Origin of the sequence: Clostridium sp. SY8519 (assembly GCF_000270305.1) — a bacterium.
GTDB lineage: Bacteria > Bacillota > Clostridia > Lachnospirales > Lachnospiraceae > SY8519.
Genome location: NC_015737.1, coordinates 1,112,412 through 1,134,916, shown reverse-complemented (window position 1 = coordinate 1,134,916; position 22,505 = coordinate 1,112,412). Strand labels below are relative to the sequence as shown.

20 protein-coding genes are annotated in these 22,505 nt (G+C 44.8%); 1 reads left to right on the top strand and 19 read right to left on the bottom strand.

Going from position 1 to position 22,505, the window contains the following annotated elements; genetic code table 11:
- Positions 1 to 41: 41 nt before the first annotated feature.
- From CXIVA_RS05430 to CXIVA_RS05420, 3 genes are all read right to left on the bottom strand, one after another.
- On the bottom strand, positions 42 to 1,220 hold the full coding sequence (locus CXIVA_RS05430; protein WP_148267853.1) for a thiolase family protein: 1,179 nt from the start codon (positions 1,218 to 1,220) through the stop codon (positions 42 to 44).
- 84 nt (positions 1,221 to 1,304) lie between these two features.
- Complete coding sequence (locus tag CXIVA_RS05425) at positions 1,305 to 3,269, bottom strand: sodium:solute symporter (protein ID WP_013976992.1); 1,965 nt, start codon at positions 3,267 to 3,269, stop codon at positions 1,305 to 1,307.
- A 60-nt stretch (positions 3,270 to 3,329) separates the two neighbouring features.
- Positions 3,330 to 4,100, bottom strand: coding sequence for a cyclase family protein (locus CXIVA_RS05420; protein ID WP_013976991.1), 771 nt, complete (start codon positions 4,098 to 4,100; stop codon positions 3,330 to 3,332).
- 365 nt (positions 4,101 to 4,465) lie between these two features.
- Here CXIVA_RS05420 and CXIVA_RS05415 point away from each other — a divergent pair, with 365 nt between their 5' ends.
- Entirely contained in the window at positions 4,466 to 5,845 is a 1,380-nt protein-coding gene (locus tag CXIVA_RS05415; protein WP_013976990.1) for a sigma 54-interacting transcriptional regulator, read from the top strand.
- A gap of 112 nt (positions 5,846 to 5,957) precedes the next feature.
- Here CXIVA_RS05415 and CXIVA_RS05410 read toward each other — a convergent pair whose 3' ends face one another.
- The 16 genes from CXIVA_RS05410 to CXIVA_RS05330 all read right to left on the bottom strand — a co-directional run bounded on the left by CXIVA_RS05410 (position 5,958) and on the right by CXIVA_RS05330 (position 22,256).
- Positions 5,958 to 6,326 (bottom strand): MmcQ/YjbR family DNA-binding protein, encoded by a 369-nt coding sequence (locus tag CXIVA_RS05410; protein ID WP_013976989.1) that lies wholly within the window; start codon positions 6,324 to 6,326, stop codon positions 5,958 to 5,960.
- 14 nt (positions 6,327 to 6,340) lie between these two features.
- Positions 6,341 to 7,024 (bottom strand): hypothetical protein, encoded by a 684-nt coding sequence (locus CXIVA_RS05405; RefSeq protein WP_041727651.1) that lies wholly within the window; start codon positions 7,022 to 7,024, stop codon positions 6,341 to 6,343.
- Between the two features lie 135 nt (positions 7,025 to 7,159).
- Positions 7,160 to 7,642, bottom strand: coding sequence for an NADAR family protein (locus CXIVA_RS05400; RefSeq protein WP_041727650.1), 483 nt, complete (start codon positions 7,640 to 7,642; stop codon positions 7,160 to 7,162).
- A gap of 129 nt (positions 7,643 to 7,771) precedes the next feature.
- Positions 7,772 to 8,026: a hypothetical protein gene (locus tag CXIVA_RS05395; protein ID WP_013976986.1), complete on the bottom strand. Its 255-nt coding sequence runs from the start codon at positions 8,024 to 8,026 to the stop codon at positions 7,772 to 7,774.
- Positions 8,027 to 8,318: 292 nt separating this feature from the next.
- A complete protein-coding gene (locus CXIVA_RS05390) occupies positions 8,319 to 9,134 on the bottom strand; it encodes a hypothetical protein (RefSeq protein WP_013976985.1) in 816 nt (271 codons plus the stop codon).
- Positions 9,135 to 9,141: 7 nt separating this feature from the next.
- Entirely contained in the window at positions 9,142 to 9,690 is a 549-nt protein-coding gene (locus CXIVA_RS05385; protein WP_013976984.1) for a type II toxin-antitoxin system MqsA family antitoxin, read from the bottom strand.
- A gap of 173 nt (positions 9,691 to 9,863) precedes the next feature.
- A complete protein-coding gene (locus CXIVA_RS13345) occupies positions 9,864 to 12,368 on the bottom strand; it encodes an InlB B-repeat-containing protein (protein WP_013976983.1) in 2,505 nt (834 codons plus the stop codon).
- Between the two features lie 480 nt (positions 12,369 to 12,848).
- Positions 12,849 to 14,117, bottom strand: a complete 1,269-nt coding sequence (locus tag CXIVA_RS05375) for an MFS transporter (RefSeq protein WP_013976982.1) — start codon at positions 14,115 to 14,117, stop codon at positions 12,849 to 12,851.
- 22 nt (positions 14,118 to 14,139) lie between these two features.
- A complete protein-coding gene (locus CXIVA_RS05370) occupies positions 14,140 to 14,931 on the bottom strand; it encodes a hypothetical protein (protein ID WP_013976981.1) in 792 nt (263 codons plus the stop codon).
- 151 nt (positions 14,932 to 15,082) lie between these two features.
- Entirely contained in the window at positions 15,083 to 15,991 is a 909-nt protein-coding gene (locus tag CXIVA_RS05365) for a LysR family transcriptional regulator (RefSeq protein ID WP_013976980.1), read from the bottom strand.
- Positions 15,988 to 16,317: a hypothetical protein gene (locus CXIVA_RS05360; RefSeq protein WP_013976979.1), complete on the bottom strand. Its 330-nt coding sequence runs from the start codon at positions 16,315 to 16,317 to the stop codon at positions 15,988 to 15,990. The genes CXIVA_RS05365 and CXIVA_RS05360 overlap by 4 nt, the downstream gene beginning before the upstream one ends.
- Positions 16,318 to 16,338: 21 nt before the next feature.
- Positions 16,339 to 17,286, bottom strand: a complete 948-nt coding sequence (locus CXIVA_RS05355; protein WP_013976978.1) for an alpha/beta hydrolase — start codon at positions 17,284 to 17,286, stop codon at positions 16,339 to 16,341.
- A 176-nt stretch (positions 17,287 to 17,462) separates the two neighbouring features.
- Entirely contained in the window at positions 17,463 to 17,933 is a 471-nt protein-coding gene (locus CXIVA_RS05350; protein ID WP_013976977.1) for a hypothetical protein, read from the bottom strand.
- A gap of 279 nt (positions 17,934 to 18,212) precedes the next feature.
- The gene (locus tag CXIVA_RS05340) at positions 18,213 to 19,127 is read right to left on the bottom strand and encodes a nucleotidyl transferase AbiEii/AbiGii toxin family protein (RefSeq protein WP_013976976.1); all 915 of its coding nucleotides are present in this window, start codon (positions 19,125 to 19,127) and stop codon (positions 18,213 to 18,215) included.
- The gene (locus CXIVA_RS05335) at positions 19,114 to 19,782 is read right to left on the bottom strand and encodes a hypothetical protein (protein ID WP_013976975.1); all 669 of its coding nucleotides are present in this window, start codon (positions 19,780 to 19,782) and stop codon (positions 19,114 to 19,116) included. The genes CXIVA_RS05340 and CXIVA_RS05335 overlap by 14 nt, the downstream gene beginning before the upstream one ends.
- A 593-nt stretch (positions 19,783 to 20,375) precedes the next feature.
- Positions 20,376 to 22,256: an AAA family ATPase gene (locus tag CXIVA_RS05330; RefSeq protein ID WP_013976974.1), complete on the bottom strand. Its 1,881-nt coding sequence runs from the start codon at positions 22,254 to 22,256 to the stop codon at positions 20,376 to 20,378.
- Positions 22,257 to 22,505: the final 249 nt, after the last annotated feature.

Below are 22,505 nucleotides of genomic sequence, written 5' to 3'. Positions count from 1 at the left end.
GCTGCCTGCACAGATATCTTTCTATACTCCTGAATCCATAATTAGTTCAGGCATTGATAAATGATCGCCATGCCTGGCCCTCCTCCTGCACATAAGGAACCGCACCCGATCTCCTGCCCCCGCCTTTTTAATTCATAATATCCGCTGATCAGAAGACGAACGCCCGTGCTGCCAACCGGATGTCCAAGGGAAATACCTGATCCGTTTCTGTTCACGTCTTCCATATCCAGTCTTAACTCACGATTACATGCCAAAAACTGTGCCGCAAAAGCTTCATTTATTTCAAAATAATCAATATCCTCGATCTGCAGTCCCGCATATTCCGCCGCCTTAGGGATTTCATATACTGGTCCAATTCCCATGATTCTAGGCGGGACGCCAACGGTAGCTGTAGACAAAATCCGGAATAACGGTTTCAGCCGCAGTTCTTCCGCAAGATCCCTGGCCATCAGTACAATCGCTGAGGCGCCATCGTTTAATCCGGATGCGTTCCCGGCGGTAACTGTACCATTCTTACGAAAAACTGCCTTTAGCCCCTCCAGCTGTTCTATGGTTGTCTCTCTGGGATGCTCATCTACATCAAATACACCTGCTCCTTTCCGGTTTCTGACAGGAACCGGCACTATTTCTTCCTTAAATTTTCCTTCTGCTATCGCCTGTAAAGCCCTCTGCTGTGATAAAAGCGCTAATTCATCCTGCTCTCTGCGGCTGATTCCATACTCTTCTGCAAGATTTTCCGCTGTATTTGCCATATGAACACCGGAAAATACATCCGTCAATGCATCATGATACAGGCCATCTTCAAATTTTCCATCGCCCAGGCGATATCCTTTTCTGGCATTCATCACCAAAAACGGAACATTTGTCATGCTCTCCATGCCTATGACCAGCGATGCGTCTGATTTTCCCAGCATAATCTGCTGGAAAGCGATTTCAATCGCTCGCATACCGGACGCACACTGCTGTTCAACCGTTAACGCACCTGCTGCTTCAGGAATCCCCAGTGCAATTCCGATTTGCCGCGCCGGATTACCACCGCATCCGGTCTTATATACCATTCCGACAATTACTTCACCTATTTTTTCCCTTTCGATCCCTGACCGTTTCAGTGCTTCTTCGCCGGCTATTTTGCCCAGATCAACTGCGGAGACATCTTTCAGACTCCCCATAAAATTGCCAATGGCAGTTCGAGCCATTCCCACAGCAACTACTTCTCTTATCCTCATTTTTTCCTCCCGCGATATCATTTGCAAAAACAGCGGCTGTAATCCATCGTTTCTGTGTTACAGCCGCTGCTCCTCCTGTTATGAATATGTTTCTACTGCTTTCCGTCCTTTCTCTGTGATCACATATTTCCGTCGGAAGGTTCCTTTTTCTTTGATAAAGCCGTTACGTGTCAAATGCGAGGATATCGCTGACATCTGCATTGAGCGGATCTCATTTTTGCTGATCCACTCATTTTGCTTATGGGCATCTCCGCTGTTTACGGTTTTCAGAAATTCTACATACGCATTCGTCAGACCTTCTTTTGCCATTTTTTCTTCCCGGTCTGTTAATGAATCCAATGCATCCCTTCCCTTCTCTGTAATCACAAAAGTATAAAGTTTTGACATGGCTAATCCTTCCCGCATGATATAGCCGCCTTTATCCAGATGTTCTATCGCCGCATCGGTAACCGTTGAATCCACGCCAAGATAATCCGTAAGATCCGCCATATATTTATGGCCGACACGAATTAACCCAAGAACCTTTTTATCCACAGCATCCAACTGTACACTTTCACGATTGGTATCTGTAGGAACGCGCTCCCAGTTTTTCTCTCCAAAATATTTGGGTTTGCCAAACAGGCTAGCTATTACAGCTGCAATAAAGGTTACGATCAGTCCGAGCGTTGCCAGATAAATATAACTGCCAATTACAAATATTTTTGTAAGCTCCAGGAACTCAAACACAGCCATAACTACCATGCCGCAAAGTGCTCCCCAAAATGCCCCTGCAGAATTGAAACGTTTCCATACCATGCCTAAAAGAAGCAGAATGGACGGCGGTACTAACCAGCAATTTGCAAATGCAAACAAGTAAGTCGGTCCTCCCGGGAACTGACACAATACAAAGGTCACCACTCCTACAATCACCAGGATCCATTTCGAAGCTTTCAGGCGTTTCTTCTGATCCCCGCTCTTGTCAATCAGCCGGATATAAATATCCCGTGTCATTACCGCCGAAGCGCCCAGTGCAGATGTTGCGGATGTAGATACAGACGCAGCAACCGCTCCGATGACTGCCAGCGAACCAAAAATCGGAATCAGCGTAGACGCGATAAATCCATATGCCCCTGTAGGTTCTACGGCTCCTCCGCGCAGAGTAAGCACATCTCCGTGGAAAGCCCCCATATAAACGCCTACAATTCCCAATGGTATGCAGAAAATAACCAGCAAAAGCACTGCGGACCATACGAATGATTTTCTTGCCACTTTTTCTGAACGGCAGTTGGCAATTTTCATCCAATAATAGTTGTTTCCCCATACCAATGCAGAGGCGAACAAAATAACAAAATTCAAAATAGAAGGATATGTCAGGCCAAGGCCGGTGATCGAGCCGGCATACCCACTGTTCACCCAGCTGTCTGTCGGCCATCTCTCAATTACACCGCTGATTGGTCCATACTGATGCAGTACAAGGAACAGTACTAACGGCACAATAATAATTCCCATGATTACCTGCACCAGATCCGTCATAGAAATTGCCCACATACCGGAAATATAAGTGAACGCAATAATCACCGCAAAAATGATCGCAGTAACCACCGGTCTGCTCCAACGGGTATATGCGCAAATATTGTTGATGGCAGACACAATATTATTCGCCATAATTCCCAGCATGCCCACTACTGAAGTAATCGCAATGACCGATCGTGTTTTTCCGTCATAGCGCATCTGCAGAAATTCAGGCAATGTCTGCGCGCCGCAGCGACGAACAAAGTTGGAATACAGCAATCCGTAAAATGCCAATCCGCAAAAGCTGTAAATCGCGCTCCAGAGGAAGGACGCCTTAAACCCATAGAGCACGGAAAACCCTGGTGCCAAAGCCATGGTTGTCCCTGCAAATCCAATTGCAATTACACCAAAAATATTTAACCCGGTAGATATCTGGCGTCCTGCAAGCACATAATCATCCGTTTCCTTTACCCAGTTTTTTGCGACAAAACTGGCGATAAACAAAAATGCGATAAATATAACGAAGACGATAATAAAAACGGTATTTGCCATGATAAACTCCCTTCAAAAATTCAATCATAAACCCCTATTTTTATTCGTAAACTCTCTCCATCAGTCATCAAATATAGCTACCGCCCTCGTCCATCCGGCACTTGCACCTTTTACTTTAATCGGGAAACAGCATACCGTATAACCAGTCAGAGGAAGCGCTGCCAGATTGGTCAGTTTTTCCATATGACAGTATGCCTTTTCCGCGCCGGCCCGATGACCTTCCCAGAGGACACTGGCATCTCCGGTTTCCTGAAACATCTTTGCTTCATAAGGAAGCGGCACGTCCCAGCTCCACCCGTCTGTTCCACAAACATGTACGCCCTGATCAATCATCCAAAGGGTTGCTTCTTTGCTTACCCCGCATCCGGCAGTCAGGTATTCTTTCGTACCCCAGCGCTTATCCGCACCTGTCTGCAGCAAAAGAATGTCCCCTTCTTTTAACTGATAGCCGACTTTGGTAAAATACTCTTCAAAATCTTTGGCCATAATGCGGTAACCGTCAGGCTTATCATGAAAGTCCACTTTGACGCCATTGCCAATGCACCACTCCAGAGGAACCTCGTCAATGGTCCATGCTCTTTCCCCGCCATTCATTGTGGGATAATAATGCCATGGCGCATCCAGATGTGTACCGGAGTGTGTACACAGCTGAGCAAAATCAATCGACCATCCATTTCCTCCGGGAAGATCATCTATCGTTGATCCGGGAAAATAATTTTTCATTTCCGGCGCCGTATCCTGATGCGTTCTTCGCTGGATATGAGGGATCTGCACTTCCGGATCGCTGGGGAGATCTTCTTCCAGAACCATACTGATATCAACAATCTTCATAACAACTACCTCTCTTTCTATTGTATTGAATACGTGTTTGATATCCCCATAGAAGCAAATGGCATGCCAAAGCGAAACACGCTGATTTCCCGGAGTTCTGAAACCTTCTTTTTCTTTGTGTGTTCGGTTTTCCTTACACAAAATATTCCAGCGTCCACTACTTTCCATGTACTGCATGAAATACTTGTCTCTATGTCTCTTTTCATTACATGTAAGTTATTCCGTACACTTTTTAACTATTTTGTATATATTTTCAGTCATATTTTCTTGTTACTTGTTTATTTTTCACGATTGTGATAAAGTCAATTTATTAAATCCGGGAAGCGCCATGCCTCTGACTCACACAAATACTCAGGAGAACTACTATGAGACGATTATCCTTAAAAGAATGCATGGAATTTATTGAAGCCTTACACTCCTTTGCTCTGCTGGATGAAAACGCACGCTATGTTTATGTAAGCGAAAACTGGTGCAGAATGACTCATCACACAAAAGAAAATGCACTCGGAAAAAAGGTAGAAGAAATTGTTCCTGATACCCTGGCACACCAGGCATATCTGTCAAAAAGACCTGTGATCGGACATCTTGTCCGTATTGCCGGACAAAATTATTTTACAAATTATTATCCCAGACTCTCTCCTGCCGGAGAAGTAATCGGATGCTTTCTGTTTACGATCATACACAACACACAGGAAGCTCAGGTGGTTTCCGCACAGTTAAAACAGGTCGAAGAGCAATTAAAATACTATAAGAATGCCCTTTCCCGCGAACGCGGCGCAAAATATTCGATCGACAATATTATCGGCGACAGCCCGGTGATGCTTCATCTGAAAGAAGAAATTATTCAGGCCGCCCAATCCTCTTCCACCGTATTAATCGAAGGAGAGACCGGCACCGGAAAAGAACTGATCGCTCATTCTGTACATACATTAAGCCCCAGATGTGACCAGAATTTTGTTCGCGTCAATTGCTCTGCTATACCGGAAGACCTGATGGAATCTGAATTTTTCGGATATTCCGACGGCGCTTTCACCGGCGCGCTGAAGGGTGGAAAAAAAGGACGATTTCTGGTTGCTAATCATGGCTCCATTTTTCTCGATGAAGTAAATCTTCTCCCTATGACCATGCAGCCAAAGTTTCTGCGTGCCTTGCAGGAACATGAAGTAACTCCTGTGGGAAGTTCTGAAAGTCTTCCGTTTGATGTCCGCATTATCTCTGCCACAAATACACCTCTGGAGTCTTTGGTTCAAAATGGAAAGTTCCGAATGGATTTATATTTCCGCCTGAATGTAATAAAAATCACCGCTCCGCCACTGCGCGCGCACAAAGAGGATATTCCTTTGCTTATAAATAATCTCATAGATCAGCTCAATCTGGAACTTGGAACATTTATTCGCGGCATTGAACCGGATGCACTGGATCTTCTTTCCTCTTACAACTGGCCGGGAAACATACGTGAGCTGAGAAACAGCGTCGAAGTGGCAATTAATCGTGCCGATGGTTTACTGTTAAGCCGGAAAGACTTTTCTCATGTAGGAAAACTGAAGAACCTTACGCTTCCATCCAAAACATTCGAAGGTTCTTATAACCTTCGGGATCTGCGTAATGATTTTGAACGAAATTTAATTCAGGAAGTTTTGAAAATTACCGGTGGAAATAAAAAACGTGCGGCCCAGCTTCTTGGGATCTCCCGCACGGTATTGTATGATAAATTAAATTTACTTGGGATAAGCATCTACCGGTAAATTCCTGGTTGTAATGGCAACAACATCATGGCCGCTACCGATAGATACACAGCTTCTTGCTTGTGTTGGTATCCGCTTCCTGGCCGCTATCGGTTAATTCACACCTTCTTGCTTAGTGACGATTTTTCTCCCTCGTCGCCTCAAAACTCATATCCAGCAACATTCTGATCTGATCCTCCGGTACCGTTCCGTCCAGCGCCACCGAGATCCACTTTGTTTTGCTCATATGATACGCCGGGAAAAATCCCGGTTCCCGGCACAGGGAGGAAACCAGTACCGGATCACATTTCAGATTTACGATATCCAGCCCTTCTTCGCCCTGCAGGCCCAGCTTGTTTGCAGGCACATTCATCAGCAGCGCAAACCACTTCTTATTTTTCCTGTGACGAAACACCAGATAATCCGGATATTTCGCCCAGGGGCGATCCGGTTCTGTCTCATATGCCGTCTGTATGAATTCTTCCAGTTCTTTTCGATCCATGCTCTTCTGCCTCCTCAAAGCATCTGCAGTCCCATTGCGATGATCCAGACATACATCAGCGTCTTCGGCATCATCAGCGCGCCCAGCGCAGGCTTCCGGTCCGCAAAAAGCGTAACCGGAAAGTAAAACGCGAAACTCAGCGCAATCGCTATACACATTCTCCAAAGTCCATGTGTGTCCGCACTGCCGGAAAGCGCAAAGAGTACGATCACCAAAATCCCGGTAACCGCAAACGGCACATTGCGGTACAGTGACCAACGAAGATTTCCTTCCGGCGAAAGCCAGCGGTTCTGCGGGAACATACAGAGTGCGATCCGAAGCAGCGCCGTAATCCAGATCAGCACCGGAATCGCTGCCGGTACTGCTACTGCCGGAAACAGAGTCTTCCAGATTACATACAGCAGAAGGTAAAATACAGTCATAGTCACGGATGTGACAGCTTTTCCCCGTCCCAGCCGCGCGTCCGTCCGTTCATTCCTGCCGCGCAGATGCATCTGCACCCGGGGAATCAGATGAAACGCGTCGCCGCTGCCCAGGAGCAGCGTCAGGACTCCATACAGATAGAATACCGTCCGCCCGTCTGCCCGCATCAAAAATATAATCCCGGCGATCAGATCAAACAGCAGATACGCGATGTCAAACACGCTCTCGCCGATCCGCACACCTTTCGGCATTGTTTTATCCTTTTCATTGCTCATAACAGCTTATTACACCTTGCCTTTCCTGTGATATTCTGCTTTCCATCTATCGTTTACCGTCGAATTATACACATGCCCCTGCGTCACAAAAATCGGCCGGTCCCATATTTCCTAACTTACCCTGTTCCAAAGAAATCACCTGCCCAGCTTTCCTCTTACTATCATCAAGGCATAACCCAATAGGTTCTGCCCCTTCCATTTTGCCCTGTCGAATCGATTCATATCATTCATTGACAGGCCGATCCCCCAGATCTTATCCCTGACTGCAGCTTCCGCTAATGTCGCGTTGCCTGTTTCCAGCAGCTTCTCTTTCAGCTCCTCATTCTGAGAGAACTTGGCCAGCAGCCCCTCATAGACAATGATCTGCCTCAGTCCATTCCATACATTGTCATCATATCCGAAGACCCGTCGGCCAAGAGACTTAATTTCAGCCACATCATCCGTTTTCAGTATCTCCGATGCAATCCTCTTATCATGGAAGCAAACGGCCTTCCAGTACATCATGTACTGCTCCATGGAAGAAAACTGCTGATCTGCATAGATGAATTGTGACGGATACCAGTTGCTGAGATACCCGTTCTCTTCCTCAGGATTATGGAAACATATTATTCCACTCATCACTCTACCACCTTTCTACCAGAAGAATAGCGTAAATCCCCACTTGGCGAAATCGGATATTCACTCAAATCCTCGTTTATTCTCTTACAGCCCATCCGCAGTGAGGACCTTGAATATAACCATAGATTTCTATATCCGAGGATCGTTCCAACACTTGTTTCTTACGTTGATCCTGTAATAAGGATGAGTCCGTTTTTTTGCAGACGGGAATGGTGCAAACGCGAACGGTGTTTTCAGGCGCGTGTTAATAGCGATTTCGATGTCTTCCACCAGACGGAGTGCCGCATCAAAGTTCTGGAGTTTATTTGTAATGTAATCGACGATTTCGTTCAGATCTTCCTCAAACAGAGGCAGAACAGAAAGCTTATACGTTTTTTGCTGCATTGATTCTGCTCCTTACTCTGCTGAAGACTTCGGAGCCGGTATAGCGGACATCAGATTCTCCTGCGGCGGCATCAGCCTCATCCAATTTCTTCTGTCTCCGGAAACTTATTCCTGAGATCAGAAACAGACCGGATGTTAATCATAATGCTTACCTTTGTTATCAGAATAATATCATGATTTTATCAAAACCAAAAGGCAGGGGCGGCCAGAATCTCTGCAGCCTGCCCTGTCAGAGAACGGCGCGGGGTCTCGTGTGGAAAAAACGAATAATACATGCAGGCAATCTTTTCAGTCAGTTTTTAAAAAGATATTCATATTTTCTCATCTGCTCAAATATAATATCACCGACTCTGTTTTTTTCCTGCTCTGAATACCCCGGCATTTCAAGCAGCAGTTGTTTCACATCCTTCTTTTTGAAATAAAAATACAGATTCATGCCATAAATCTTTTCCGAAATATCCAGCTGTTCTTCAAAACTGCTGCTGAATGTTTTTGCTCTTACCTCTGAAAGCGCCTCAAAAATATCCATTTCCAAAGGATAATCCATACTTGTATCTGACAGCAGGCCGGCTCCATTATCAAAGATCGGACAATATGCAAATTCTCCCTTCTGATTCATCAGAACAGCTATATTGTGCATGTGACGATCTTCATTTACAAACACTGCATCAATTGTCATTAATTTATTTAAATACGCTCCAAACTTTTTCAATCCCGTCATACGCTCCACTTGCATGACCAAGTATGCAAAACGTTTTTCTGCAGATGTCCGAATTTCCCATATAGATTCATACAGACTTTTTTGAAAAAAATCCCGAAATAAACGTTCCAGAGTTATAATCTGCCAATCATTCTGTAAAAAGCTTCTGCTTTTTGCTCCATTATAAACAACATTTTTATATTTTATCTGCTCATAATCGTATCGGACAAACTCATTTTTTTCCAGCGAAGAAAACTCCAGCAAATGTGACACCATATACTCTGCAAGGCCTTCATAACCAGCGCTGTCTGCTTTATACCAGATCCCATCCTTCTCCCATTTCAGCTGATTTCCTTTCGAGGACTGTCTGTCTGCCGTACGTTCATTTTGTTCAAACAGTTCAATCATAGCCCCTTCACCTCTCGATCCGAATCCAGAAATGGTCTTCTGCCATTCTTCCCTCTGTCTTCTGAATGATCATAAACGGATCATAAAACGGCAGATCCAGATCTCTCAGAATCAGTTTCATTTTATCACGGCTTTTGGGAAAACAGCGCGATTCCAGAAAGGCTTCATAATCTTCAAAAGACGGCTGTGTATTGTTCCCAAAGGCCTGAAACAAAATATTATCCGTATAATTTTTTATCTTTATCCTTTTTCTCAGTTCATCCACATCGATCAATGTACATATTTTCTGCTCATGCATATACCACATGCGCAGTCCATACTCTTTTTCCGGTATTTTCAATTTCTCCACATAATCCGGATGGTTTTCCAGTATGCCTAACAATACGACAACCGGTCCTGTGATCCTGTCCTCTTTTGTCTCCCAGCGCTCAATCGTAGCCTTTGAAACGCCGATGAACGCAGCAAAATTTTTCTGTGTTAATTCCAGAAGTTCGCGCACTCTTTTTATATCAGAACCTGTTACATATTCCGGAACTGCAAAATCAATATTTTTCATAGCAACCATCACCTCGTTTTCATTAAACCATTATTTTAATGGTTTTTCAACGAAAAAAGTCATCATTTTAATGGTTTTCAGTAAATGACGCAGAAAAAGCGCCCAGACCTCCGGCCTGAGCGCTTCCTTCCGGGAATATTGCCTATCCCCGGACAGCTGATCGTTTCTCTTCGTTATTTTACTGTAATGGCAACCTTGTCACGGACGCCGTTTACGCCAAGTACATATACGGTGGTCTTTCCTGCCTTTCTGCCCTTGACGCGTCCGGTATTGTAATCTACCGTTGCGATACTGCTGTCTTTTGTCAGATAGCGGAGCCTGCCGCAGTGTGTCTCATCCAGGATATCACGTTTCTTATGTATCTTATAAATCGTCGCTTTGATCCTGTACGTCTGGCCCTTCTTTATTGTAACTGCGTGTTTTTTTACTTTTATTGCAGTCACATTTGTGTTTTTTGCACTCGTATTCCCACATACGGAATGAACCGTTACACTCTTTTTGACGATCTGCTTCCTGCCGTTTTTCTTTACAGTGTATGCAGCAACGTAATATTTGTAATTCTCATAAGTATTCAGTTTTTTCGCTGTGTACACACGGGCTTTGGAAGCCTTGTAATCCGCGACTTTCTTAAAGTAATGCCGCTTCCTTCCTTCATGGCAGTGATTGGTATAAATAAAATACCCGTCTACATTTTTAAGCGCTGTCCATGTTAAAATCTGGGTATGTCTGCCCTTCGCTATAACCTTCGGAAGGAGTATTCCTGTCACTTTGTTTGCCGGCTTATCCGGTTTTGTACCGGAAGTATTCTTTACCCACTTCGCATACAGATCCAGATTGCTCTTAACCGATGTCTTGAAATCATATGCTTTTTTCAGTGAACGATCCGAATACCAGCCTTTGAATGTATATCCCTTTTTCGTCGGGCTTTCCGGTTTTACCGCCTGTTCACCGTCCGAAACCGTCTGAAGGAACGCTGCCTGTCCGTTATTCGGATGGAATGTAATCGTATGTTCCTCTGCTGGAGCGCTGTTCCGTACGGTATAACATACACTGGGCCGTCCGAATTCTTCCGGAGTTCCTGCATTCCCATCGGAATCTTTCGGCATTAATACGGCTGATGTGTTCGTGTAAATCGCCTTGGTAGAATCCACCGCTGTATTCGTTCCGTCAATGACCTGATTTCCGTCAAGATCCAGCTGCCCGTATGTGCCGGGAGCTGTCTGGGGATCTGTCAGTTTCACCTTGTATTTCAGGCTTGCATGCTGGAAATTTGTGACCGGAACATTGATTTTCCATTCGATCTGCTCGCCTTCCTTCTTGTCGCCCGGTGTATAAATGGCTTCATATGCATAGGTTCCGTCCTGCTGTTTCAGAAAACCGTAGTGATTCTCACCGATCTTTTCCGCATCATACGTCTGTGTCTTTCCCTGTGCGTCGTCCACGGTCAGTTTCATCTGCGCCGGATCCGCCAGGTCGAAATTATATCCGTCTTTCTTATACCCGATCTGGTCGGTTACGGTACTGCCCGCGCCGAGGAAATAAAGGACTTTATTTTCTATTGCCGAGAAATCCACAGCAACCCCGCCATTTAAATATTCCATGAATCCCGGATGGCCTCCGTCTGCCTGATTGAAACTTTGTACCGGAATGGAATAGCAGTGATATTTTTCGGCAAGGCGGTGATACGTTTCTGCCGCATGAAGAAATCCCATGTCCAGATTGGATGCTAATCGGGTGATCTTATTATGATCCTGATCGGATGTGGGCTGTGTCTTAAATCCGTCCGGATTTTCTTTTGTCGGTGCAGTTATCTGCCAGCCGTCATAATATTTCCAGATATAATCGTAATCATCTCCATGACTTTCCGTGTTTCTTTCCTTTACATCCTGGAGATACGCATCCCATTTTTCAGGCGTACTGTCCTTGTCGGACGGCCTGCCCACATTCTTTCCATAGGGCGCACTCGGATAATACCAGCTTTCATCATAGTATCCGCCGTATGCTGTAGCACCCGCAGATGCTACAGGAATGAAAGAACGGGAATACGGCGTGTTATAATCTCCGTTTTTGCAGTAAAGATAGGTATCTCCGTCCGACACCAGAATCATATACTTTCTGCTGTCAGGAATGGTACTGTCTTTTTTCAGCACCTCCTCCGCAAGCAGAAGCCCTGCATGCATGTTTGTGCCGCCGCTCTCTTTCTTTACAAACGTACTCTCGATTTCCTGATACTGTGTGCTTAAATCGAACGATCCGCGGTTATGCGCTGTGCGGTTAAAGCTGACAATATCCACTTTTACTTTCGCGCCGCTCTTATCTGTCTCCGTTTTTAAATGATCAAGCAGCTCCATCGCCTTTGTCTTTGTATCAGAAAAACTGGATTTATCAAGAACAAAACAGATTTCTGTCGTTAACTGTTCTTCCTTTGACGGCAGCGACAATGTAATTTCCGATTCATACTTACCGTCTAAATTTGCTGCTGTTTTGGATTTGGAATGATCCCATGTCTGCGTGACTGCAGAACTGCCAGCTCCTCCTTTTGGTGCTGTACCGGCAGTCCCGCCGTCTGCCGCAAATGCCACATTGGCAAAGCCGAATGCAATCAGTACCGCTGCAGACATGAGAAAAACGAACAATGTTTTTATCACGCTGTTTACAGGCCTCTTCTCTTTCATCATAAATCCCCTTCTTTAAAAAATAATTTTTCGACCGCTTTCCAGCCGGTATTTTACTCTGTCTTCTCCTAACCGCATCTCTTCTTTTCTACAGCTATGCAGTCCATATAATTATAATAATGAAATTGTAATTCTATTATGAAACAATGGGAAAAAGAAGAATAAGGTGTATGTTCCCCCGGATTTTATCCATTGATATCACCCCCTGAATAGCAATGTTACGCCCCTCTTTTATTGTCTGATTACAGTATATCGTTCCTTCAATTATCCGTCAATTCTATTCCTTTCTGGGAACGTATAAAAAGTGTACATCCAATTGCTCTTTCCAGATTCTGCATCGTCCGACTGACGGTAGACTGTGAAACAAACAGTTGATTCGCCGCCGCAGTAATATTTTTATTCTGCGCTACATAGTAAAATATCTGCTTTATTATATCAAAAAAAGGTATGCGCCGTCATAGCGCATACCCAATAGATACCGGCTCAGCTTGTCTTTGGCCTAATCAGAAATACTGTCATAAAGATCCCCGCAACATCCGCAATAAGCAGAACTACATATAGCCCGGAGTACCCATATACAGTCTGGGATAGTATCCCGGCCAGCACAATTCCACTCTGGCGCACAATGGTATTTAACGGCGCAATCGCTTTGTTTGCCTGAATGAAATCATACCTTCCGAAACAGGTTCCGATCATAGACGGAATCAGGTTGCCGATCCCGCCGATCCCGATGCCGACTATCACGACACTGATCCATACAAATACCAGCCCCCGCGGCTGCAAGAGCAGGAATACAATTGCTGCAATATACCATACACCGTAGACAATACAAGCACGTTTTGTTCCAAGAGCAGTATCAAGGATCCCCCAGAAATAGCTCCCGGCAATCCCGATAATGGCCGCTGCGGAAAGCATGAAAAGTGCTTTCGGTGCATAGATTCCATCGCTGATGGATACCAGCCGCGGAATGAGCTGTGAAACGATGCCAACAGTGGTCATCCACATCAGGCCGAGTCCAACGCCGATTCCCCATGTATTTCTGTTTTTCAGAAGTTTTCCCATCGTCCACTCGGATACATGAGATTCCAGTTCCTTTTTGTTCGCTTCGAGTTCCTCTTTTGAAATAGGCTCATTATCCGGGTACAGTCCCAGCGACTCCGGATTATCCTTTACCCAGAAAAAAGAAAGTACGCCAAATGCGATGATAATAATGCCAAAAATACTATATGCGACCGCAGCGCTGCCGAATTTCACTGTCCATGCGGTAAGTATTACAATCACTGTGGCAGTACAGATCGGCATACCCATCGTTGCCCATCCAAGTGCCATTCCTTTTTTTCTCGGAAACCATACATTCATGATATTATTCGGAATAAGATTTAACTGCACGTTGGCGACAATAAAATTGATTGCAAATACCATAATACCAAATACAATAAAATTGCTGGTATTCGCAAAAATCAGTACCAGGATACCTGTAAGGATATTAATAATTCCCGCTGACTTTCTGGTTCCGATCTTTGCTATGATATGCGCAAAAATCACTGCTCCCGCCAGGGCGACCCATCCGGCTATCCCGGCCATTGTTGTTATCAGACCGGCATTCCAGCCATGTAATGCCTCAAATTGTGCCGGATAAAAGTTCAATCCGTCGGTCGACAATGCAGCTGCAATATAGTAACTGACGCCTGCATAGACGATCATGGCCCATCCCCATTTCCCGAAGTTATTATTCTTCAAAAAATCCTTCATTTTTCCCTTTCCTCCCGTAATCTTACCAGTTATCTTTTTCCTCTGCGTAGATATCCGCAAGGAAAGATGCCAGGTTGGAAAACTCTTTAATATTGTGAAGCAGCAGCTTATGGCAGGCTTCTTCCGGTATCGATTCATGATCCGGAAGGGTCTTAACTGCTTTACCGTCCACTACATCCCAGCCCAGCCAAAAGCGTGTCCGCAGTTCCGTTCCTTCTTCCGTATTTCTCATAAAATGGCACATTAACTGAGACATGGAATCATCCCCTGCAATCGAAGTGACAATTGTTCCACAGGCTTCTGTCCCTATTTTTTCAGAATCAAACCCCATCTCTTTCGGATTGCGGAACGACGCATGTATGTTCTGCGGCCCCATACCGATATCTTCCACGATTACGTGCGTTGTATTCCAGTATCTTTCCTTCATAGACAGCGTCTGACATCTTCCGATCGCCGGATCAAGACTTCTCGCGCTGTAGTGATCCTCCGGATCCCAGATGCAATATCTCAGTTCTCCAAGTCCATGCCATGCGAACCACCAGTCAAACATCTCCGTTGTCACACCGGGCATTTTTGTAAGGTTTGCAACAAATCCGGTTCCGTCTTCCATGACACAATATCCGATTTCCGTATCCAGATATCCCGGCTCAAAAAGACGATTTCTGTCATGCACACGCAATGCTTTTGACGGATCAATGGGGCCGGCTTCAGCGATCCGGATACTTTCTTCCGGCACTGGTGCCAGCTCCTTATAAAAATATTTTGCATAGCTTAATTTTTTCTGTTCTTCTGTAATCGGTACTCTGTTCCCCATATAGCATCTCCTTTTTTGTTTCCCGTGTTTCTTAACTTTCTTAAATTTATGGTAGCAGGAAAATCCGTTTCCATAAAACGAAAAAAATACCGTCTCACATTCCAAAAAGGAATGTGAGACGGTACACCACATAAAAAGATACGGCCTTTTTCTACATGAATATTTTTAAAAATAAATCCCTTCCCTTATGCCGCTGATTCTGATTCCATCCGCATATAATGCCGTTAAAGAAGCCTTTGATCGGTTTACGGATCATATGCTCACGGTCTCCGTCAAATTTGAAATAACTGTCTGTGATCATGAATCCGTCTTCCTGACGATAAAAATCCTGGATACTCTCCGGTGTGGGATATCTTTTCTTTTCTATTTTCAAGTCAAAACCGGCCTGCAAAAACAATTCCTCTATATACCGCTCGTTTTCCGGATATTCCGAATCCGTCAATATCACAAAAGTCATGTCCTTGATATCTGAAAGTTCCAGCATTTTTTCTTTTTCGGCCAATGGATGGCTTTTGGGCAGAACAATCTGCACATGATCCCTCGCTGCCCAGACCCAGGAAAATCCTCCCTCTTCCAATCGATATTTCATAAAATCCGGAACAAATATCAGATCCAGTTTTCCGTCCGCAAGCTTCTGTATTAACCGCTCCATGGAATCACTGTTAAACTCCAGATTCACCTCAGAATACCGGTTCTGATATTCATTAACAATCTCCCAGAAATAAAGCTTCAGATCTGTGGTATTCGTCGTTCCAATCCGAAGGGCAGTATTTTCCTCCCGCTGTTTTGCATACAGTGCCTCATACGAACCGGATATCTGCTCAAGCCGGGGTTTCCACAGCGCATAAAGCTCTCTCCCATTTTCTGTCACCTGCAGTTCCCGATAGTGCCTTGTAAATAATGTAAGCTCCAGTTCCCGCTCTATCTTTGCGATAATCTTACTGACGGCAGACTGTGTCATATGGAGGTTGATTGCAGCTTTTGTAAAACTTTCCATTTCCACTACATGCAGAAATACATTGATCTGGCCTAATGTAATGCCGCTGAGCTTTTGATTCATTTTGACTCCTCTTCCGAACGGCCGTTAAGAAATTCATTATATCTGGCATTGGCCTGCTCAGACTCCTTCTTTGCGATCCAGCGCTCCCGGTCACTCATAAGCGCCAGCATCTCATCCGCGATCTCCTCAGCGGTCCGCGGTTTTGCGGAAAAAAGATAAGCGGTCATCCGCCGCATCATTTTCTCTGAGCGGAGATTTCTGGCGATCATTTCGCCGAATTCTTCCGGATAACCCATGCAGACAATGGCATCGATCAGTTCTTTTCGGGCCTTGTTCCAGGATTCCGGTGTACACTTAGAATTTCTTCCCGTATCACGATATTGCATAGCAGTTTCTCCGTTTTTCCTTTATTCTGATTTTCTGCTGCCGGCGCATGATTTCACATGAGAAAAGATCCATTCTTTGATATCTTCAAAAATATCCTCTTTGCCAATCTCATTGGTGAGTTCATGCCGTTTTCCCTGATACAGCCGCATGCGCACGTCGCTGATCCCGGAGGCCCGATAGCTTTCGTATACCTTTTTTACCCCTTCGCCATATGCGCCTACCGGATCTTCCGCGCCGGAAATCAAAAAAATCGGCAGATTCCCGGGTGTCTTTTCCACATGCTTCGGATTCTGGATATAGCGTAACACATCAAATAATGTCTGATATCCATTGACGGTAAATGTATAGGTGCAGAACTTATCCGCATTATACCTGTCCACAATCGCCGGATCGTGAGTCAGCCAGTCATTCTCGGTACGCGGATTCTCAATACGGTCCAGATATCCCTGAAACGAAAGTTTCTTCAGGAAAGCAGAACGATGACGTTCCCCGTGAATCAGCTTCAGCCAGCCCGCGATCAGTCTCCCGGCATGTAATACTGTGCCTGGTGTAAACCCCGTGCCGGAAAGAATCGCGCCATCCAGCGCTTCTCCATATGTCATCAGGTATCTGCGCGCAAGAAAGGATCCCATGCTGTGGCCGAACAGAAAATACGGCAGTTCCCCATATTTTTCCTTTGCAAATGCCGTTACTTTATAAAGATCATCGACTACGGTTCTGCTCTTTCCGGCGCCGATATATCCCAGATCAGCCGCGCAGCCGGCTGTTTTTCCATGCCCCAAATGATCATTTCCGATGACCAGAATTCCGGACTGGTTGAGAAAACGGGCAAACGCATGAAATCGTTCCGTATATTCCACCATGCCATGGGAAATCTGCAGTACTGCCCTGCTCTCACCCTCCGGTTCCCAGATCACTACATGCAGTCTGTTTTTCTGATCGGTCGACGGGATATATATTTCCTCCATGCAAACACTCCTCCGGGCCATCCTCTTCCATTTGGTATCCTGCGTATATTCGCCGGATCTGTCTTACATGATACACCCGTGCTGTCTTCTCTACCATACATAATTCCCAAATCACATAATTTCCGAATCCGCCGGCGTTATTCCCGGTTGGTCCTGATCTGGCCCTGTACGTTTTATCAGACGCGCTGTTTCTTTCGGAATATCCTTCGGAACACCCATCTGCCGGCAGGCCCGGCAAAAAAGATCTGCCAGAAAAGCGCCATAGGAAAGTTAAACGCCGCCGTCTGAAGCCAGACACTGACAAGCCCCGCCTGGTGATAATCTTTGAACAGAAGTGTTCCGATCAAGCTCATGGAAGGGCACATAAAGCAGACTGTCAGCGAGCATCGGATGAGCAGTACAAAAAAGAACGGCATCTCTTTCGTAACAACACGGCGGGTCAGCGCCATGACCGGCCGTTCCATCACGAACATTTCCAGGATAATGGCTGCCGGCCACATGATCCGAAGCTCTCCGAAAGCCGTCAGGAACACGGAATCCTGCATTCCGCCCATGCTGATGGCAATGTTGTAGCAGATCATGGCGTATACCATGAGAAATGTCATGATGACCGTAAACATAAAGTTTTCAAATTTTGTTTCAGGCATAAAAATACTCCTTTCGTAGCTGACGTGTTGTTCGTTATCACTGAAAGGAGTGTGCGTTTCCAATTATACCGTTAAACTGAGTTAGTTCCCTTATGATACTACAGATTTTTGGCGGATGTAAGGAAACATCTGCCGGACATCATCATAGGATTCTTTCCACATGGAGTGGGCTGTCGGCATTCATCGACATCTCCGATTATCTGCAGCATAAAGAAAAGCGCCTGCATTTCTGCAAGCGCCGTTATCATCGCTGTATAATCCGCCCTTTCTTTTAAAAATCTATCCTCTTTTTCTGTATTCGAAGAGATCAAGATCCGCTATCATGGCAATCCCTTTTTCGATGGCTTCATCATAGGAGACTTCTTCGTAAAGCAGTCTCTTTGTGACAGTATTATAATCCTGCTCATAGAATCGGTTCCTGATGATCTCTTTCAACATTTCCGGAATATCGTGCTCCGGCTGGGCAGATAGATTATTCCTCGACTGCATTCGATCTTCTCTTACTTCATCGATCAGTGTTTTCAAATCCGCCATATTCTTTATTTCAGGCAGAAGCTTCGCAATGTCATACAGATGTCTGGAATCCCGATCCTGCATATCCTGAATCCGGTAATCACATACAGCAAAAACCTTATCAATAAAGGTTCTCTCCAGAGACTGTACCGGCATATTGACTGTCGCTGCTTCGAATGGTATCGGAAGGACAATACCGCGGTTTTCACAAAATCCCCCTACAAAGCTTTTTACTGCATGTACTTCCACCGGATATACAGGCTGGTAAAAACTGGTTTCCACAATAAGTTCCAGCGGAAAAACGCTAAATAAAGACTCATACACAAACACATACTTGTTATAGCTATGTCTGGACTGGATGCTTTCGGGATTCATCAGCGATAACCCGAGCTCCTCTGCAATCTTCAACAAGATCCTTTTACTATTCTTTCTCTCAGACTCCGTAGGCTTGTGATCCATCGACAGATCGATATCTTCTGAGAACCGATCGATCAGTCCATACGCCTTTGACAGCGATGTGCCGCCTTTAAAGACAAACGGAAGGTCACTTCTGGAAAGTTTCAGCAGGATCATGGACTGCAGCGTATCTTTTTCAATCATCTGAACCGTTCGACGCTCTTCTGCCGCAACGGTCTCTACAATCTCCTTCCACTCGTTCCGATAATCTTTATACCAGCTCACCCATTAATCCTCCATTATAGATATTGCGGTAGACCTTGTCCGGATACAGCGGCAGATACTTCTGCACCAATGAGAAATCCACTTTCTCTGTATCCGCAAATTTCTTTATCTTTGCACTCAATTCCGCCCCGGACACTTCGCTGTACTTATCGATCGTCGACATCAGATCCAGAAACTGCAGTGCTGATTTGTTTTTTTCTGTGACTTCCGTGACTGGCTTATAAACAATAATCGTGTTGCCATCGATCTTCCGCTTTCGCTGCTTCGTGGTGGCCTCATTGCTGCAGATCTCATAGCAGGCAGGATTCTGTGTCGTGAATCCATAGGTATTTGCAAGCATAAGTCCCGTGATATATCCTGACACTTTTCCATTAATACACAGATATTTTTTGTCCAGATATTTGTCAATGGAGATATGTCCCTTCGTCCCCAGGATTGTCAGATAAGAAAGGTAATATACTCCGTTATAAAGGCGTTCCAATTTCCCGTCATCCACCAGCTTCTTCATCTCCTGCCTGAGATAATCTCTGGAATTTCCCGGCAGATCACTCAGGAAAATCGGATCGCCATTCTCATAGTTATTCATTATATAATCGTACACCATAATGGTTTTCCTCACATTTTTGAAATTTTTATTTTCATTATTATAATACACTGCACTCCTCCTTTCAATCATTTATTTCACGGCCATTCAAAGTAATCCTGTTTTGCCCCTCTCCTGCAAAATTGCAAATTTCAAGAGATGAAAATCACTAATTATGCCATCGAAATAAGCTCAGGAACCGGTATCAAAAACGAAAATTCCACTTAATTCTTTCGGTATTAAAAAGCGGAGCAAGATCTTTTAAAGAAATCTAGCTCCGCTCTTTTGTATACTAATTATATACAATTATTAAGTTTTTCCATGAACGATTCATTAGATATTCTGCCGATGCCCTAGAGCTGCCACTGGAGATCCTCAAAACCATTGAAATCACCAAGTGAATCTAGTCGTTTTTTCTAAAATCATCTTTTACGACATTATATTGAATTCGCCTGCTCTGTTTCCACAATTTCGGTATAATCATCTGGTCCGTCTTTGTAACCTCTTCTCAGATAGTCCGAACCATCATCTACATATACACGTCCACAGGACCAGCTTATAAATTCATGAACTGATCTGCTTTCGATGATATCCCCGCAAGAATTACATTTAATTTTGTTTCTGATTATTCTTTACAATATTATACTCCATTCTAAGAATTCCTTCTATCGTGCCATCCTGACTTCTGCATTCTTTCCGGAGAAGGCAATGCCATATCGTACGACAGCTCTTACACCGCGATCTTCCAAATCTCTCTGATAGTTTTTATCTTCTGTCTGAACAAGCGCTTCTTCTGCCAGTTCGGGCAGTTTATCCTTTTCTGATGCAGAGACTGCTTTGAATTCCATAAGAATTCCGGGAAGTACCTTGTCTTTCGGTTCAAGCTCAAGATCAAACCTTCCTTCGCCGGACTCTCTGTTAGAACGTATGTAATACTTTGAAGAAAGACTGGCCACCAGGCCGAGCACCATTCCATGATAAAAGCCTTCTGCCGCTCCGTCGTAGAAGGAGATGCTGGTGATCATATAATTTCTGAGCGCATGCTGCAGACGTTTTTCATCACTTAAGTATACCGCTTTCTCTATCTCGGAAATGATATTGCCTGGCTGCTGCGTACGAACCCAGCCAAGGACTTCTGTATTATAGATCCTGCGGATCTCCGCATTTGGAAGACGAAGAGACGCAAATGTGCCGATCTCTGTCTCTTCCGGCCTGTCGGCCGGTGTGAGATACCCTGCCAACAGCAAAAAGCTGAAGATTGTATCCGTTCCGTCTGTCATGCGCGGATACACGACTTCCATATCCAGCGACGCGTGGATTTCTTCTCCCTGCATAACTTTTGCCAGGTCATCCGCAATCTCCGGCGTAAGGCCGGTCAGGATCTCCCGGATAATTTCATTATCACTGGTATTTGCCCAATACGGCTTTGCCTGCCCCTCGGAAGCAAAATAATTCGTAACAGACCATGGATTATAGATCTCTGTATTCCCGAAACGGTAACCATCATACCAGAAACGGATCTCATCCATTGCCTCCACCCTGTCGTAGTAAGAAGCCATTTCGTGAACCTCAGATTCCGTAAAACCAAAATATTCGCTGTACTTATCATCAAGTACGGTATTGACCATCGGATTATTCAGACCGCTGAACAGGTTTTCCTTGGAAACACGCATGATTCCTGTCAGGATACCAAAAGCCAGATCGGTATTATCCTTAAGGCCTCCGGACAGAAAATTTCTCATGAAGGAAATCATTTCTTTATAGAATCCCCTGGAATATCCCTGTTGGATCGGAGTATCATACTCGTCAATCAGAATCACAACTTTTGACCCATGATGCACAGAAAGCATATGGGTAAGATTCAGCAGAGAACGCTGCAATTCTACACTGTTTAATGTTCCCTTTTCCATCCTGGCTATGTAGTTTTTTTCATCCGCATCAAGTGCCGTACTCTGCAGCAGCTCCGGATGGCGTTTGTATTCATCTTTCACAACCAGACGAATCGCTTCCATGGACTCTTCCCAGGTGTTATACTTGATATCTTTAAACGTGAGCATGATAACGGGATACATTCCCTGCATGGCACGGTACTTTTCACCGCACTGCCAGATCTTCTTATCCATAAAATACTTTGATGTATCATCCTCCGTTTTTTCAAAGAAGGTCTTAATCGTATTGATGGCCAGTGTTTTGCCGAAACGGCGCGGGCGTATAAACAAAGTGACCATATTATGATCATCCATCAGATCACGGAGCAGAAGGGTCTTGTCTACATAATAGCATTCACTGGACACTTCAATGTATGAGGTATTTCCGACAGCAACCGGCCGAAGATCCTGCGCATCTTTACCGGATTCCTCAGGCAATGATATCCCTGCATCATTCATATACTGTTTCACTGACTCAAACGGAATTTTCCAGTTCCTGCCTGAACGAAATGCCCCGTGGAACCTTCCTTCCCCGCATAACCCAACTACACGCCGGCTGGTCATCCGAAGAAGCTTCGCGGCTTCTGCAGTCCCTATGTATTTCCTTTTATTTCCCATAAACCCTACCTCCAGTCGGAAATATCATAGTATAGATCGGAAATTCAGTCAACTTTATCGGAAATTATTTCTCTTTTACGGAAAACCGGTTTAAATGTTCCCTATCAGGAGAATTGCCATGAATAATGAATTTAGCGAAATCCAATTTTTATTACAAAGATATGCATCTTTTGCATCCTGTTTCCCTTGCCACATCGGTATGATTCTGGACCCCAAAAAAGCGCCTGCATGACTGCAGGCGCTGGGACG

Coding starts and splice junctions, on each gene's coding strand:
- CXIVA_RS05425 (WP_013976992.1), bottom strand. CDS start 3,269: ATGGCAAATACCGTTTTTATTATCGTCTTCGTTATATTTATCGCATTT.
- CXIVA_RS05420 (WP_013976991.1), bottom strand. CDS start 4,100: ATGAAGATTGTTGATATCAGTATGGTTCTGGAAGAAGATCTCCCCAGC.
- CXIVA_RS05415 (WP_013976990.1), top strand. CDS start 4,466: ATGAGACGATTATCCTTAAAAGAATGCATGGAATTTATTGAAGCCTTA.
- CXIVA_RS05410 (WP_013976989.1), bottom strand. CDS start 6,326: ATGGATCGAAAAGAACTGGAAGAATTCATACAGACGGCATATGAGACA.
- CXIVA_RS05405 (WP_041727651.1), bottom strand. CDS start 7,024: ATGAGCAATGAAAAGGATAAAACAATGCCGAAAGGTGTGCGGATCGGC.
- CXIVA_RS05400 (WP_041727650.1), bottom strand. CDS start 7,642: ATGAGTGGAATAATATGTTTCCATAATCCTGAGGAAGAGAACGGGTAT.
- CXIVA_RS05395 (WP_013976986.1), bottom strand. CDS start 8,026: ATGCAGCAAAAAACGTATAAGCTTTCTGTTCTGCCTCTGTTTGAGGAA.
- CXIVA_RS05390 (WP_013976985.1), bottom strand. CDS start 9,134: ATGATTGAACTGTTTGAACAAAATGAACGTACGGCAGACAGACAGTCC.
- CXIVA_RS05385 (WP_013976984.1), bottom strand. CDS start 9,690: ATGAAAAATATTGATTTTGCAGTTCCGGAATATGTAACAGGTTCTGAT.
- CXIVA_RS13345 (WP_013976983.1), bottom strand. CDS start 12,368: ATGATGAAAGAGAAGAGGCCTGTAAACAGCGTGATAAAAACATTGTTC.
- CXIVA_RS05375 (WP_013976982.1), bottom strand. CDS start 14,117: ATGAAGGATTTTTTGAAGAATAATAACTTCGGGAAATGGGGATGGGCC.
- CXIVA_RS05370 (WP_013976981.1), bottom strand. CDS start 14,931: ATGGGGAACAGAGTACCGATTACAGAAGAACAGAAAAAATTAAGCTAT.
- CXIVA_RS05365 (WP_013976980.1), bottom strand. CDS start 15,991: ATGAATCAAAAGCTCAGCGGCATTACATTAGGCCAGATCAATGTATTT.
- CXIVA_RS05360 (WP_013976979.1), bottom strand. CDS start 16,317: ATGCAATATCGTGATACGGGAAGAAATTCTAAGTGTACACCGGAATCC.
- CXIVA_RS05355 (WP_013976978.1), bottom strand. CDS start 17,286: ATGGAGGAAATATATATCCCGTCGACCGATCAGAAAAACAGACTGCAT.
- CXIVA_RS05350 (WP_013976977.1), bottom strand. CDS start 17,933: ATGCCTGAAACAAAATTTGAAAACTTTATGTTTACGGTCATCATGACA.
- CXIVA_RS05330 (WP_013976974.1), bottom strand. CDS start 22,256: ATGGGAAATAAAAGGAAATACATAGGGACTGCAGAAGCCGCGAAGCTT.